The sequence below is a fragment of the Paraburkholderia sp. genome (assembly GCF_050742655.1).
Lineage (GTDB): Bacteria > Pseudomonadota > Gammaproteobacteria > Burkholderiales > Burkholderiaceae > Paraburkholderia.
This window is the reverse complement of sequence record NZ_JBOIGG010000009.1, coordinates 132631-147403: the sequence shown is the minus strand read 5'-3', so window position 1 is coordinate 147403 and position 14773 is coordinate 132631. Positions and strand designations below refer to the sequence as shown.

11 protein-coding genes and 2 pseudogenes are annotated in these 14773 nt (G+C 59.0%); 12 read left to right on the top strand and 1 reads right to left on the bottom strand.

Annotation, left to right across the window (positions count from 1 at the left end; genetic code table 11):
* Positions 1 to 27 precede the first annotated feature (27 nt).
* A complete protein-coding gene (locus ACREXZ_RS14975; RefSeq protein ID WP_431764868.1) occupies positions 28 to 768 on the bottom strand; it encodes an acetoacetate decarboxylase in 741 nt (246 codons plus the stop codon).
* A gap of 724 nt (positions 769 to 1492) precedes the next feature.
* On the opposite strand from ACREXZ_RS14975, the gene tssI reads away from it, so the two are divergent.
* The 12 genes and pseudogenes from tssI (at position 1493) to ACREXZ_RS14915 (ending at position 14695) form a co-directional block, all read left to right on the top strand.
* Positions 1493 to 4642, top strand: a complete 3150-nt coding sequence (gene tssI, locus ACREXZ_RS14970) for a type VI secretion system tip protein TssI/VgrG (protein WP_431764867.1) — start codon at positions 1493 to 1495, stop codon at positions 4640 to 4642.
* Between the two features lie 44 nt (positions 4643 to 4686).
* Positions 4687 to 9384: an RHS repeat-associated core domain-containing protein gene (locus ACREXZ_RS14965; RefSeq protein ID WP_431764866.1), complete on the top strand. Its 4698-nt coding sequence runs from the start codon at positions 4687 to 4689 to the stop codon at positions 9382 to 9384.
* Positions 9381 to 9815: a hypothetical protein gene (locus ACREXZ_RS14960; protein ID WP_431764865.1), complete on the top strand. Its 435-nt coding sequence runs from the start codon at positions 9381 to 9383 to the stop codon at positions 9813 to 9815. Before ACREXZ_RS14965 ends, ACREXZ_RS14960 begins: the two co-directional genes overlap by 4 nt.
* 12 nt (positions 9816 to 9827) lie before the next feature.
* Positions 9828 to 10253 (top strand): hypothetical protein, encoded by a 426-nt coding sequence (locus ACREXZ_RS14955; protein WP_431764864.1) that lies wholly within the window; start codon positions 9828 to 9830, stop codon positions 10251 to 10253.
* Between the two features lie 116 nt (positions 10254 to 10369).
* Positions 10370 to 11191: pseudogene (locus ACREXZ_RS14950) on the top strand (RHS repeat-associated core domain-containing protein); the annotation flags it as partial.
* 341 nt (positions 11192 to 11532) lie between these two features.
* Entirely contained in the window at positions 11533 to 11961 is a 429-nt protein-coding gene (locus ACREXZ_RS14945; RefSeq protein WP_431764863.1) for a hypothetical protein, read from the top strand.
* A 360-nt stretch (positions 11962 to 12321) separates the two neighbouring features.
* Positions 12322 to 12462 (top strand): annotated as a pseudogene (locus ACREXZ_RS14940) (RHS repeat-associated core domain-containing protein); the annotation flags it as partial.
* A gap of 215 nt (positions 12463 to 12677) precedes the next feature.
* Complete coding sequence (gene comJ / locus ACREXZ_RS14935; protein ID WP_431764862.1) at positions 12678 to 13136, top strand: competence protein ComJ; 459 nt, start codon at positions 12678 to 12680, stop codon at positions 13134 to 13136.
* Positions 13137 to 13251: 115 nt separating this feature from the next.
* Positions 13252 to 13470 (top strand): TNT domain-containing protein, encoded by a 219-nt coding sequence (locus ACREXZ_RS14930; RefSeq protein ID WP_431764861.1) that lies wholly within the window; start codon positions 13252 to 13254, stop codon positions 13468 to 13470.
* A 60-nt stretch (positions 13471 to 13530) separates the two neighbouring features.
* Positions 13531 to 13845: a hypothetical protein gene (locus tag ACREXZ_RS14925; protein ID WP_431764860.1), complete on the top strand. Its 315-nt coding sequence runs from the start codon at positions 13531 to 13533 to the stop codon at positions 13843 to 13845.
* Between the two features lie 240 nt (positions 13846 to 14085).
* The gene (locus tag ACREXZ_RS14920; RefSeq protein ID WP_431764859.1) at positions 14086 to 14355 is read left to right on the top strand and encodes a hypothetical protein; all 270 of its coding nucleotides are present in this window, start codon (positions 14086 to 14088) and stop codon (positions 14353 to 14355) included.
* 58 nt (positions 14356 to 14413) lie between these two features.
* Positions 14414 to 14695, top strand: a complete 282-nt coding sequence (locus ACREXZ_RS14915) for a DUF6966 domain-containing protein (protein WP_431764858.1) — start codon at positions 14414 to 14416, stop codon at positions 14693 to 14695.
* Positions 14696 to 14773: the final 78 nt, after the last annotated feature.

Here is a 14773-nt window from a genome sequence, read left to right as displayed (position 1 = left end):
GAGTGGGAGAGTGGAGGGTGGGCGAGACTACTGCGCCAGATAATCATGCACGACTTCGCCGAGGCCGAGCGTCAGATCGGCGATCAGATGCCGTGCCTCGACGATCTCGAGCACCGGCAGCTCGGCCACCGGAGCGAGCGCGTGATGCGCGAGTTCGAGCGACGCGGGGCCGGTCCACGCGCCTTGCATGTGGATGTCCTGCAGGTAGTAGCGTACGAGTTCGCAGACGCGCGCGGTGCCGTCGACGTGCGGGATGATCTTCAGCAGGAAGTTCGGACCGGCCAGGCGTTGCTGTTCTTTCGCGATGTCGAGCGTCTGGTGCTTGTAGCCCATCGTGCCGGTCGCGACGCGGACGGAGCCGTAGTCGAGCGTGCCGAGCAGGTGGTCGGTGTGCACGGCCAGTGTGGGCGACGCGAGTTTTTTCGGGAAGCCCCACAGTTCGCGGCCACCGGCGATCGGCGGATGGTCGTCGAGGTACATCGCGAGCGTGTAGCCACCGGGTGTGCCGTTGTATTCGACGGGGATGACCTGGCCGCTTTCGGTGTAGTCGCCGAAACCGGTGGAGTCGGCCATGCGGATGAATTCGTAGTGGACGAGCGGCGAGGTGACTTTGAGCGGCTCGGGCACGATCTCGCGCAGAAGATCGATGTCGGTACGGTACGTGATGATGAGGAATTCGCGACCGACGAAACGATAAGGGCCCATCGGGAATGCGGGACTCGTGAGCGGCATCGCAAATGCCTTCGAGCGCACCTGATCTTCTTTCATGCGTACTCCTTGTTGGTCGATTCGTTGTCCATCCGGAAACGTCACTATCTTAAGCCGCCCGGCGAGCGTTGTGCGTTGCCGCAACTGGAACGCTTCGTTGCGTGGATCGGTGCGCGCATCTCATAAATGTTGTGGAGAGCGGAACGATGGCAATCACGCGGGGCCGCGCCTGCGACAGCGTGCCGTGCGCAGATGACAGGCGCATGTGAACGGCTAGATGGCCTTACCTGGGTACTTTGCGGACCTTATCATGACTTTCGGATGAAAGTAAAAAGACAGGTGTGCGTCAGTAGAGCGTCGGTGTTTTGCGAAAAGAGGCAGGGCGGTAGTGACGGGCACGGATGACGCATACGTATCGATTGCACATGGTGCGGCGCGGCGACTTCTATGGAATACGTCTATGCCCGGCTTGTGCTACGGCTGATCGGCGCAGCGCCGCGCATGAAGGTCGAGCGTGACCACGCCATGGACCAGTACTGGGAGAGAGTGAAGCGGGAAATCGCAAGGCGGAAGCGTCGGCAGGCGCGATGCTCCTGGTCTCCTGACATTTGCCGATGCAAATCGGGTGGCATTAATATTTTTGTAATGAATATTCACCTGGATATCTGCATTGCGTTAAATCATTCTCCCTTTTTGCAATTCCTTATATTTTACCGATTGCCTACCTTCATTGGTCATACGTAAAATCACGCGAGGTAATCGGATAATCAGAACCGGGGCGGTAATGGGCACGCGAGACATGATCGGGGCAATAACCGGCGGACTGTCGCAGCAGGACCGCCTTCTGAAACTGGATACGCCGGCGGGTGCGAATGTGCTGCTGCCGCACCGGGTCACCGGGCGATCGAGGATTGGCCGTGACTACCTCTGGATGCTCGATTGCGTATCCACGTCGGGCGACGTCCAGCTCAAAACGCTGATCGCCCAGCCCATCACGCTCTGGATTCAACAGGCCGACGCTTCGTACCTGCCGCATCACGGCTACGTGCATACCGCACGCCGGCTGGGTTCAGAAGGTAGCCTGACCAGCTATCAGCTTGGCTTCTCCTCATGGATGCATTTCCTGAGGTTCCGCCGCGACCAGCGCCACTGGCAGGATAAAAGCGCGGACGCCATCATCGCGGACGTGTTCAATCAGCATCCGCAGGCGCAGGGGATGTTCCGCTTCGCGCTGTCGAAGCCGTTACCGTCCCGTTCATACTGCCGCCAGGACGAGACCGACTGGAATTTCGTGCACCGGCTCCTCGAGTCCGAAGGGCTCTACGGCATCTGGCAACAGGCCGCCGACGGCAAATCGCACACGCTGGTCGTCACCGACCAGCTTCAGACACTCGAGGCGCTTTCCCCCGCGACCGTCGGGTTCTACCGTGCAGGTGTGAGCAGCGAGGCCGACGCGCTCACGCAGTGGTCCGGTACACGCACGCTGCAATCCGCCACACTATCGACGCGCACCTTCGACTACAAGAGTCCCCCGACACCGTTCAATCCGAAAGCCACGTCAATTCCGACGATGGGCAATCAGGGCGATCTGCCCGCGCAGACGGAGGTCTACGAGTACACAGGCGGCTATACGTACCCAGAGCAGGATCGTGGCGACCAGCTGACGAAGATCCGCATGGAGGAATGGGAGTCGCAGGCGAAGCGCTTTCACGGTGTAGGCGGCCTGCGGCAGATCGATGCTGGACGGCGCTTCACGGTCGCCGGTCACCCTGTGCATGACCAGGACGGCGATAGCCAGCGCGAATTCGCAGCCATCGAGGTCGAGTGGACCATCGAAAACAATCTCCCGCTCTCCGGTCACGAGGCGAGCTATCCGCACAGCCTGCATAACCCGCTTACGCAGGCCCGCGCCGATGATCCTGGCCACACGTTCAGCGTGAGCCACGCCGACGGCTCGACCGGTTTCTACCGGGTCGCCATCGAGGCGCAGCGCACGACGGTGCCGTACCGCAGTCCGTTCGAACACCACAAGCCCGAAGCAAAGCTGGAGTCCGCGATCGTGGCCGGCCCGAAGGGCCAGGAGGCCTACACCGACGAACTGAACCGCATCAAGGTGCTGTTCATCTGGGACAGGCTCAACGAAGGGGACGAACGTGCGTCGTGCTGGGTGCGGGTCGCGCAGTCGGACACGGGCAGTGGCTATGGCGGTGTCCACATGCCGCGCGCGGGTGAAGAACTGTTGATCGGCCACGTCGGCAACGATATAGACCGGCCCATCGCTCTTCATCGCGTCTACAACGGCGCGGCAAAACCGCAGTGGCATTCGAATAGCCTGCTTTCGGGCTATCGGTCGAAGGAGTTCTCGGGCAGCGGTTTCAACCAGATGGTGATGGACGACGCGACGGGGCAGAACCGCGTCCAGCTTTACAGCAGCAGTACGAATGCGCAACTGCACCTCGGGTACCTGATCAACCACACCGGCAACACGCGCGGCAATTTTCTCGGCAGCGGCTTCGACCTGAGCTCGGAGGCATACGGCGCACTGCGCGCGGGCCAGGGGTTGTATGTGTCGACGCACCCGATTGCGAGCCAGCCGCTCGATGCCCGGGAAGCAAGCAGTCAGCTGGTCAATTCGGAAAGCGTGATCGACGCGATGTCGCAGGCCAGCGAGACGTCACAGGCCGAGAGTCTGAAGGATGGGCATGACGCGCTGAAGAGCTTTACCGATGCGACTCAGCATAGCGCGGCCGGGGCGACAGGCGGTGGGGGGAGTACGGCAGGCGGCGGAACCGGTAATGCAAACGCATTCACGCAACCGGTCATGCTGTTCGCCGCGCCGGCTGGTATCGCGCTGTCGACGCAACGATCGGCGCATGTCGCAGCGAATCAGCAGATCAATCTCGTGAGCGGCGGGAGCACGCATGTCGCGACGGGGAAATCGCTGATCGCGAGCGTGGGTCAGACGCTGAGCCTGTTTGTGCAGAACGCCGGCATGAAGCTGTTCGCGGCGAAGGGCAAGATTCAGATCCAGGCGCAATCGGACAACATCGAACTGACCGCACAAAAAAGCGTGACGCTGCAATCCGCGACCGAGAAAATCGAAGTCGCTGCCGATCAGAGCATCCTGCTGACGAGCGGCGGCGGTTACATCCGTATCGCCGGCGGCAACATCGAGATTCATGCGCCCGGAAAGGTCGATGTGAAGGGCGCGCAACATGCGTTCAGTGGTCCCGCGAGCATGGGCTATCCGTTGCCGTCGCCCCGATCCGACCAGCCGGGACAGCTCGAACTGCTGCACAAATATGCGAATGGCGAACCCTTCAAGGGTGCGCCGTTTTCGGTGCTTGATGCCAATGGCGGGGTGCTCCGCAAGGGCGCACTCGATGCGAACGGTCACACGGTTGTCAGCGGCCTGCCCGCGGGCGCGGTGCAGGTTCAGTTCGGCGAGGATCCGCGCAATCAGTACGATCAGTCCAGCGTGTTCAAGACTCCGGCATGGCCTGCGCAGCCGTTGCAGGCGGGCGGGTCTGCGCAGGCATCCGCGTTGTCGCAACTCGGTGGTTTGTTGCCGTCGGCAGCGGGCGCAGGCGCAGGAGCTGGCGGGGCGGGTGGCATGGCCGGTGCGCTATCGGGCGTGTCGAAACTGGCCGGCATGGCAGGGTCGGTCGGCGCAGGCGGTGGTGTGGCCAGCGCGCTGTCGGGTGCATCGAAGCTCGCCGGTGTAGCCGGTCAGGCGGCACAGGGTGGCAGCGGTCTTACGCAGGCACTGGGTGGCCAGGCCATGGGACTCGCGCAGGGCGCTTTGACTCATGCACTGCCCTCCGGTGCGAGCACGGCGCTGTCGGCGGCAAGCCAGCTGGGCGGTGCTGCAAAACAGATTGGCTCGCTTGCCCAGACCGCACGCGGAGCCGTCCCCGCGTTGACCTCTCTCTGACGTTCGCCCACGGCGAAATCTCATCTTCCAGAAAAAGAACCGCTATGGCTGATTCTCCAGCTGTCCTTCTTCCCAAGCCGACCGAGGTGTTCGTTGGCCCGCTCCTGCGATTCTCCATGGATGACGTGGGGGCAGGCATCAAGGTCTTCGACAACTGGCTCCACACCATCAGCGATGGTTTCATTACCCTCGAGCGGCTCCAGACGGTGGCCAGTGCGGTGCCGGTGGTGTCGAACATCCTGTCGGCCGTGGACCTCGCGCTCGACATCAAGGACATGATCGTCCACCACCAGCAGGGGCACAATCCCGACCTGTTCGACTGGATGAATCTTGCTCTCGACCTGATCGGCATCATCCCGATGCCGCCGGACATGGCGGAGTTCCGCATGGGCGGACGTCCGATCATGAAAATGATCCGCGAGGAACTCGTCAAGGCCGGCAAGACGGTCGCCGAGGCGTCCGCGCAGATGATCGAGGGTGCGGTGATGCAGGCGGTCATCGACAGCCTGAGCGAACAGTTCGCCGGAAAAATCCAGAGCTTCGTGGACGGCATGAAGAAATATCTGGATGCAATGCTCAAGACGTGTGCCGATCATATCGAAAAGATCATGAACGGCTTTGCCGAGGTGTTCGAGAAGGTGGCAGGCGACGCTTCCTTCAGCGTCGCCGGTAACCTCCGTGCGGCCGGACAGCACGCGGACGAAGTTACCGCAGGATTTGCTGCGTACGATGCGCGCAAGGTCGCCGCCGGTTACTGGCACTTCCTCGTCGACGGCGCGAAGATCGCGGTGAAAGAGGGGCTCAACGCAGGCTCGGCGACTGCAAAGGTGCTCGACCTGCACTACCAGCAGGTGTTCCGCGACATGGCTGGCCTGTTGCGTCGTATGGTGCCGACGGTCAAGCAGCATATCCTCGAGATGGGCGGGGCGGACTTCGGGAAGATCGGCTTTCTGATCAACTTCTTCCAGACGGTGATCGACAAGAAACGCGACGTCCTGAACCAGAAACGTTTGCACGTGTCTGGCATCAAGGAGCACGGTTCGACGAAGGTACAGCACGAGGAAGGGGAAGGACGAAAGGAAACAGTCCGGCATACCGACGAGGCGCAGCATCCAGGCGCGAACGACCGCAAGACCCACTGTCCGGTGCCATCGCCGGCCGCTGCATCGACTCGCTCTGTCGGCTTTGCGCTGGGAGATGAGCGATTGAGCCACAAGGACTTCGTGCTGCCGGGCGCGATGCCGGTCGATTGGACACGGACGTACCGCTCGTTCTTCGATGCGAACGACGAGGGCGGCGAACTGGGTGCGCGCTGGATTACTCCTTACACGACGCGCGTCGATATCGACGTCGCTGGACTGGTGTATCACGACGCAACCGGCCGGAGCGTGAAGTACCCATTGCTCGCACCCGGCGACGCACACGACGATCAGGCTGAAGGACTCACGTTACTACGGCTCGACGAACAGTGGCTCACGCTCACACGTGGCCATGAACTGCTTGAGGCGTACGAGAAGCACGGCTCGAGGTTCCGTCTCGCGTTCGTTAAGGACCGTGCTGGCAACCAGGTGACGCTCGACTACGATCAGCAGCGGCGCCTGTATCGACTCATTACGCCGCAGGCCATCGTGGCTTTCGTGCACGACGATCGCGACCGCATCGTCGAAGCGGTGCATCACGACGGGGAGGGCAAGCGCATAGGCACGCTTGCCAGCTACACCTATACTTCCGGCGGCGACCTGGTGACGGCCAATGATCGCTACGGTAACCGTCGCGAGTATGTGTACCGGCATCACCTGATCACGCGCTATACCGACCGGACCGGTCGCGGGATGAACCTCGAGTGGAACGGAACCGGGCCAAAGGCGAAGTGCGTTCACGAGTTCGCGGACGACGGTAGCCATGAGATACGTCTTGCATGGCATCCGGACTTCCGGCGAGTCAGCGTCACCGACGGATTGGGCAGCGTCACGCAGCACTACTATGACCGCGACGGCTACACCTTCCGCATCGTGCATCCTGGTGGACAGGAAGAGTGGATGTATCGCGATGCGAACCATAACCTGATACAGCACACGTACCCGGACGGCAGCATCGAACGGATGACGTACGACGCGCGCGGCAATCTGAGCCGGCACGCCCGTCGCGACGGCAGTGTCATCGAGATGGCGTATGACGACAAGGACCAGATGGTTTGTTTGACTGACCCGCAGGGTCATGTCTGGAAGCGCGAATACGACGATGCAGGTAACGTAACTGCTGAGATTAACCCGCTTGGTCACACGACGAAGTACAGCTATGACAAGCAGGGTCTACCGACGGCAGTGACGGACGCGAAGGGCGGCTCGAAGACCCTCGCGTATAACGGGGCCGGGCAACTGACGGCGTATATCGACTGCTCCGGTAAAACGACCAAATGGGGCTACGACGCGGAAGGGCGCTTGCTGGAAACGAAGGATGCGGCCGGCGGTGCAACAGTGTATCAGTATGGTTCGAATGGATACCCGGACGAGATTGCCTCTGCGGCTGGTATCGTTCGGGTGCAGTACGACGCCGAAGGTCGTGTGCTCGCACAATCCGATCCGATGGGACGCACTACGCGCTACGTTTACGACGGCGCAGGGCGGATTGCGAGCCGGGCCGATGCGCTCGGCCAGACGCTTAGCTACGGTTACGACCGCCTCGCACGACTGACGAGGCTGACCGACGCGAATCATGTGAGCTATCAGTTCCAGTATGACCCGGTTGGGCGCCTGGTCGAGACAATTGGGTTCGACGGCGTCGTAACCCGTTATGCGTACGATGTCGACAGCGGACAGCTAAACACCATCGACGAAGCCGGACAAAAGACGCAGGTCGAATTCGACCGCAGCGGCCGGATTGTAAGTCGTGCATCCGGTCAGGCAGAGGAGCGGTTCGCCTACGATGCGATCGGCCGGCTGATCGATGCGCAGAACGCGTACAGCCGCGTGCAACACTTCTTTGACCCGGCAGGCAACCTCGTGCGCGAGCATCACGCGTACAACCTGTTCGGCGTGCAGCGTAGCTACGTATGGCATCACAGCTATGACGAACTCGGCGTGCGCGTGCACACGGTGCGGCCGGACGGCCACGCGATCGACTGGCTGACCTATGGCTCGGGGCATGTACATGGCATGGCGCTGGACGGCGAGGAGCGCGTGCAGTTCGAGCGCGATGACCTGTACCGCGAAATCGAACGTACGTTGCCCAGCGGAATTTCACAGCGCACGATCTACAATGCGGCTGGGCAGTTAAAGCGTCGGGCTGTACAGCGTGAAAATGCCCCCGCCCCTCTGGCGGCACGCCTCTACAGCTATGACGTGGCTGGGCAACTGACGCACATTGAAGACAGCGGCAAGGGACTGACGGACTACCGCTACGACCCAGTGGGCCGGCTGATCGAATCGATTGGACCGGCTGGCACGGAACGCTTCGCGTTCGATCCCGCGAGCAACCTGCTCGAGGCCGGGCATCCAGAACAGGTACGCACGCGTGAGCCGGCCAGTCCTGTACGGCCGGAGAGTACGCTTCCGACGGAAGTACCGCGGGTGCTGGGCAACCTGCTTAAGGCCTATGCCGGCACTCATTTCGAATACGACGGACACGGTAATCTCATCGAGAAGCGCTCGCCCGACGGCGTACGGCGCTTCGAATGGGATGCCTTCAACCGTTTGATCGCAGCGCGGACCGAGCGCGCGACACGCCGAACCGAGGCCCGGTATTTCTATGATGCGTTCGGTCGACGGATCGCGAAGGAGGTCGACGGCGAACGGACCGTGTTCGGGTGGAGCGGTAACGCGCTGGCTTACGAGAGCGATGAGGTGAGCAGCACACACTTCGTCTACGAAGCCGGATCGTTCGCGCCGCTGGCGCAATACGTGGGTGCGCCGGTTACAGGGATATCGACTCCGGTGCGTGGTGAGCACGAGCGCTATACGCCCGAGGACGATCCGCTGCAACGCATACCTGTGCCCGCATCGGATGTGCACATGTTCCATTACCACTGCGACCAGATCGGTACGCCGCAGATGTTGACCGACGATCTGGGTGATGTTGTGTGGGAGGCGACATACAAGGCGTGGGGTGAAACGCGGGAGCTGACGGCGCGCGTTTCACGGGCGGCTGGCATCGTGCCGTATAACCCGATCCGGTTTCAGGGGCAGCAGGTCGATGAGGAAACGGGGCTGCATTACAACCGGCATCGGTACTATGATCCCAACGTCGGTAGGTTTATCAGCAAGGATCCGATCGGGCTGCAAGGCGGCATCAACGCCTATAAGTACGCTCAGAATCCCTTGGGCTGGGTTGATCCGTTGGGATTGGCCGGCGACAACTTGCTTGCGTTGCCTGCTCCGAAAGCGTCAAACCCGTGGATGCCGGATACACCATTGATGTCCTCACCTGCACCGGCCGGAGGCCTGACCGTTCAGATGGCAATGGCACCGGGGCAAACAAATCCCGGAGGTTGGGCAACGACCGATAACATTCCGGACGTGGCTTACGTTCGAGATGATCTGGCGGTAACACCTGAATTCAAAGAAAAGGTGTCGCAGGTGCAGACCTTTCAAATTCCCGAAGGGGTTCAATTGCAACATGGCACCGTTGGCCCTCAGACTTACGACTGTAGGCTTTATCCGGGGGGTGGCAGTCAAGTGCAAATATTGAACTACGCCGATCGGGCAAAGCTTGTGCCAATCGGTGCACCGAGACCAATCGAATGACACACATCAATATCGTTAGCGCTTTTCAAGCTATTGAACGACATCCCGGATACGACAAAGTCGATAATCCTCAGCGCTTTAGTGTCCTTGATCTGACACCCGTGGGGATTACTTGGCAATCGGGCGGTGCGACGGAAACGGTTAGAAGTTCTTCAGGTATCAAGGGGCTTTGCTTGAGCGATCTGAGTGGCGTGGCAGTTGTAGAGGCGCCATATGAGTCTGCGATCAATAGAGCCTACATCGTCAATGCCGATGGATCCAGGAGGGCTACAATCAGTCCTCAAACGGCGTTTGGCCGTGTCGTATTTTATGACGTTCTTTACCTCGATAACGGTGCGCTCGCTTTTCTTGCGGCTGCTCCAAGTCGCGATGCTCGTATTGAGGTAAACGAAACGGACGGTTCCGTGATCCATATAACGGAGAGTCGATAGGGGCCGCAAGCCATGAAGATCGACATCCCCACTGGTGATCTTGATATTTGCGGAACTACCATCCCGTCTCTGCTGACTCTGCGAGCCGCGATGCAGGGAAGATCCTTTCAGTCGGCCGAGAGAAGCCATCTGCCTGGTGGATACACCAAGCTCGTCCTGGAGTTTCGCTGCGATGACTGCGGGTACATCGTCTGGACGTACTTTCTCGGTGATCGTTTGTCTTGTGTATCCATTTACCTCGTTGATCACGCACAGGAAGAAGGCTGGAGCAATTGGAGTGAGGCAGCGGAGAGTGCGTCGCTTGATAAGCTGGTTAAAGTTCTCACGCAGCAAGGCATTTCGAACGGCCAACGTTTCTCGTGGGGAGACGTCTCTGCGTCCTATGATCCGCGTGCGGGTGTGGCAGGCACAACTATCCGCTACCTCCGCCGTGGTTAAATCCGGTGCTCCTTTCCGTAACTTGAATATCTATCGGTACGATGAAAATCCCTTGAGTTGGCGGATACCTGCTCAAGGCCGGGCATCAGGAGCAGGCGCGCACGCGTAAGCTAGCCAGCCCGGTACGGCCGGAAAGCACGCTTCCGCCGGAAGTGCCGCGGGTGCTGGGCAACCTGCTTAAGGCGTATGCGGGGACGCACTTTGAATACGACGGACACGGCAATCTCGTCGAGAAGCGCTCGCCTGACGGTGTGCGGCGCTTGGAATGGGATGGCTTCAATCGTTTGATTGCTGCGCGGACGGAGCGCGCGATGCGTCGAACCGACGCCACGTATTTCTACGATGCGTTCGGTCGACGGATCGCGAAGGAGGTCGACGGCGAACGGACCGTGTTCGGGTGGAGTGGCGACACGCTGGCCTACGAGAGCGATGAGGCGCGCAGCACGCACTTCGTCTACGAGGCGGGATCGTTCGTGCCGCTGGCGCAGTATGTCGGCGCACCGGTTGCGGGAATGCCGACGCCGGTGCGTAGTGAGCACGAGCGCTATACGCCCGAGGAGGATCCGCTGCAGCGCGTACCCGTGCCCGCATCGGACGTGCACCTGTTCCATTACCACTGCGACCAGATTGGTACACCGCAGATGCTGACCGACGATCTTGGTGACGTGGTGTGGGAGGCGACGTTTAAGGCGTGGGGTGAGACACGGGATCTGACGGCACGCGTTTCGCGGGCGGCGGGTATCGTGCCGCATAACCCGATCCGGTTTCAGGGGCAGCAGGTTGATGAGGAGACGGGGCTGCATTACAACCGGCATCGGTATTACGATACGGCAACGGGGCGGTTCATATCGAAAGACCCGATCGGGCTAGTGGGGGGGCTGAATTCGCACCTGTACGCGCCCAATCCCGTTGGCTGGATTGATCCAACGGGTCTGAGTTGCTGCAATTGCCTCTATCGTGGCGTGAGTGCAAAGCATCCAGCGATTGAGGACGCAAGACAAGGTGTCGTAAAGCCGGGGAATATCAACGGCAGCGTAACACCCGACGAACACAATGCTGGTGGCCGTTCGGCAGATAGCCCCTACACGTCGTGGACTCGTGACCCGGAGATTGCGAAATGGTGGGCAAATCGTGAGGGTCCTGGGGGGACGGTATTACAACTGCCTACGGGTGCTCCGGCAGCGGGTGACAGTTGGTCTTGGGAATATTCGATGGACGCATATGGCGAACAAGAGGTCTTGTTGCGCGGTTGCAGGTCCGGAGCTACGGTGACTCATCCATGAAAATACGTGAAATAGCCCTGCACATTGACTTCGAGTCCGTAGCTAAACGAGGCGATCTGAGTGGGCCTGCTCTGGACATTCTCAGGGAAGCCATCGACCATGGAGACCTACGAAATTTTCTCAAGCAGGAAGGAAACCTAGACGAATACTCTCACGCTGGAATGGTCGGGCTTCTTCAGCTGCGGAGCAAAAATCTCGCGAAGCAGGGCCGCGAGCATTACGGATTTACTGAAGCGCTGGAAGCGGTAGAGAAGCTGGGTGACGATGAGCGGATAAGCTGGATGGCGATTCCAACTTTGAGGCATCTTCTCGTACTCTTGATCAATGTGTCCAATCGCGACGTGATCGGATGCATGTCGCTCAGACGGCTCGATAAGGAACGACCAAAAATACCCCCCAATTGGGACGGATCTGAAGTGACTTAGCACGGCGGAGCATCAGAGCCGGACCTCCGCGAAGGAGCCCGGAAGATTTTGGAACCACGATATCGACCAACTCTAGTTCGCGCTTAAGGAGTATGCGGGCGAACACCAGTACGCCCCGCGCGAAGATCGGGCGATCCGTGACCGGGAACGGCAGGCTGAATACGAGTACAAGCTGCCAAGACCCGCTACCACTAAGACAAGCGGGGCAATCTGGTCTACCGGATGGACTGGGGCGGCCCGACGTGGGCGTACCGCTACGATCTGGCGAACCGGCTCATCGAGGCGAGCCGCTACGCGAAGACGCCAGAGACGGCTGAGCGACGTAGCGGACGATTGAGGGATGCTTGATCAGTGGTTGATCTGTGCTACAACCGGCATCGGTACTATGATCCCAATGTCGGTAGGTTTATCAACAAGGATCCGATCGGCCTGGCGGGCGGGCTCAATGTTCACCAGTACGCGCTTAATCCTGTGGGATGGGTTGATCCGTTGGGTCTGAGTTGCTGCAATTGCCTCTATCGTGGTGTGAGTGCAAAGCATCCAGCGATTGAGGACGCAAGACATCCAGCGTCGTTCGCGGAAGGAGGAGCAGGCGCAAGTGTCCGAGCGATTGATCCTTCCGACAATCGTGGCGCCGGTGCTTTCCTTGGAAATAAATGTAGAAAGCTGGCGCCAGGGACTCGCGTAAAGATCAATGTGAAGGAATAGAGGTCGTGATGACAGAGACGATCCTGGTGTCTTACAACCAGATATGCGTATTTGATGCAACATTGGATGAGCCGTTCAATGACTGGGCAGATGATCATGTCCATCAAGGTTTTGCCTGGCGGGCAGGTAGTGTTTCATTCGGTGCGGTGGAAAATGAAGAGACTGTTTTCGTGATCGAAGTTGATAACCCTGTAGAACTAGATCCTGTTGCATTCAGAGTAATTACAGTTCCCTTCACCGTGCCGGAGCATCAAGGGGTGATAGTTGGAAGCATTGGGGATGAGCGCGAGATTAAAATTGATCCCGGCACGTATCAACTGACCTTCGAACTGGGCCGGAAAAACGAAAAGCCTTGGTGCAGGATTAGCTTCGTCAAGAATGCCAATCCTCAGCCGCGAGTCATCAAAGCGGATTCGGAAATTACCAAGCTTGACTCCTTTCTAATGAGTGCTAGTCCCGCCGCCTGAACAATGAAGGGCCGCTTGTGCAGCCCTTCATTTAAGACTAGCTGAAGCAGCAGGCTGGAAGAAACCAGATGGTTCAGTCTGGTGGCCGCCAAATCGAGGCTTTCAAGGCGACCCGGTGGTAACCGAACTGCAACCCGGTCAACAACTTGACCGATATGCCTCGGAGCGTGGTACGTTCTTGGCACCTGCTGGAACACCATACACCAGTAGAGCACTCGTCCCTGGAACCGACACGCTAGCTCCGCTAAATAATTACGAGGTTGCGAAGGCTATCACCGTGAAAGCGGGACCCGCAACCTTGGTTTGGCGAACGGGGTTTGGGGACTCAATTTGAAGCTGCGAAACCGGTCGGTGAACTCGTTGCCACTGGTTGTCTCTTAAGGAAGTGACGTCAATGGATATTCATCTCGCGAAACAATTCGATATACGAGCGGACGGCAACGTTGATCAACGAAAATTGTTCAGCATCATCGAATCGGAGTTAAATGCTCGTGGAGTGAGCAGAGACTCCTATCGTTTGGCTAGTGATCCACATCTGGGTTTGGGGGAACTACGACTATCGGTGGAAGACGGGTATTGGGTGGTCTGTGTCGATGAGCGTGGAGAGTCTTTTAATCCTTGTATATTTACGAACCACTTCAATGCGGTTAATTACTTCATGTTTGAGTTATCCGGGGCTGGTGGCGAGGTGATATGGACAAAGCTCTGAATTGACAAAATCTATCAAATCCGGAGCAAGGTGGTGTGGATCGGGCGGTATAAAGCGCAGGGCGGAGCGAAGAAGGTCCGGCAGGAGAAGCCCGACTGTATCGAGCCCGCGAACCCGATCCGGTTCCCGGGCAGTATCATGACGAGGAAACGGGGCTGCGCTATAACCGACATCGGTACTATGAGCCGGTTATAACAAATCTAACAACAACTGGGTAACGAAAACTACGAAGGTACCGTGGTGAATGAACTAGCTACCTTGCTGAACTCCTTGGACTTGCTTTCCCCAGAACTTAGAAAAACAGGAAAAGTTGAGTCAGAGAATTTCTTTGCGATCCGGCGCGGTATTGTCGCCGATCGAGGAGGAGAGATCGACAAACGAAAGGCTGCAATTAAAGAGCTGACAACTTGTCGCGCCATGGCGCAGCACGCAGATTTTTCAGTCGCGGAAGAGGCATTGCTGGAAAATGTCGTAAGCGATGCCACAGCTTGCTCGGCCAGCATTCCATGATAGGCATTGCTTGAGTCGTGGTGTCCCGGTCACCCGCGCGCAAATTTACCCATCGTAAATGATAGATATTCGGCGCATAGAAACAATACTTGCAAGCATGACCAACCTCCTGCGGCTTGGGAGACTGGACGATTGGGCGCATGCGCTCGAACGTTGCTCGCATGACTTTGTCGTTGATCCATCCGCGACTTGCGCGCGAGTTGTCTCGATGTATGGCGGTATGGGGTCTCTCAATGATCTGGTGCTGTACCGGAACGGGCAACCACTGATCAAAGAGAACAACGAGCTAGACGCTCTGAGGGCCGAGTTGTACGACCTGTGTCGGGCTATGCCGCCTTGATCGTGCTAGCGCGCAGCGATACGTCGGCTGTTCGGGAGAGTGAACTTTGATAGAGGGTAGGGCGTGCGACAGGGGGCT

Excerpts from the sequence above, each read along its gene's own strand:
- ACREXZ_RS14965 (WP_431764866.1), top strand. The coding sequence starts at position 4,687 with ATGGCTGATTCTCCAGCTGTCCTTCTTCCCAAGCCGACCGAGGTGTTC.
- ACREXZ_RS14915 (WP_431764858.1), top strand. The coding sequence starts at position 14,414 with ATGATAGATATTCGGCGCATAGAAACAATACTTGCAAGCATGACCAAC.
- tssI (WP_431764867.1), top strand. The coding sequence starts at position 1,493 with ATGGGCACGCGAGACATGATCGGGGCAATAACCGGCGGACTGTCGCAG.
- ACREXZ_RS14975 (WP_431764868.1), bottom strand. The coding sequence starts at position 768 with ATGAAAGAAGATCAGGTGCGCTCGAAGGCATTTGCGATGCCGCTCACG.
- ACREXZ_RS14960 (WP_431764865.1), top strand. The coding sequence starts at position 9,381 with ATGACACACATCAATATCGTTAGCGCTTTTCAAGCTATTGAACGACAT.
- ACREXZ_RS14955 (WP_431764864.1), top strand. The coding sequence starts at position 9,828 with ATGAAGATCGACATCCCCACTGGTGATCTTGATATTTGCGGAACTACC.
- ACREXZ_RS14945 (WP_431764863.1), top strand. The coding sequence starts at position 11,533 with ATGAAAATACGTGAAATAGCCCTGCACATTGACTTCGAGTCCGTAGCT.
- comJ (WP_431764862.1), top strand. The coding sequence starts at position 12,678 with ATGACAGAGACGATCCTGGTGTCTTACAACCAGATATGCGTATTTGAT.
- ACREXZ_RS14925 (WP_431764860.1), top strand. The coding sequence starts at position 13,531 with ATGGATATTCATCTCGCGAAACAATTCGATATACGAGCGGACGGCAAC.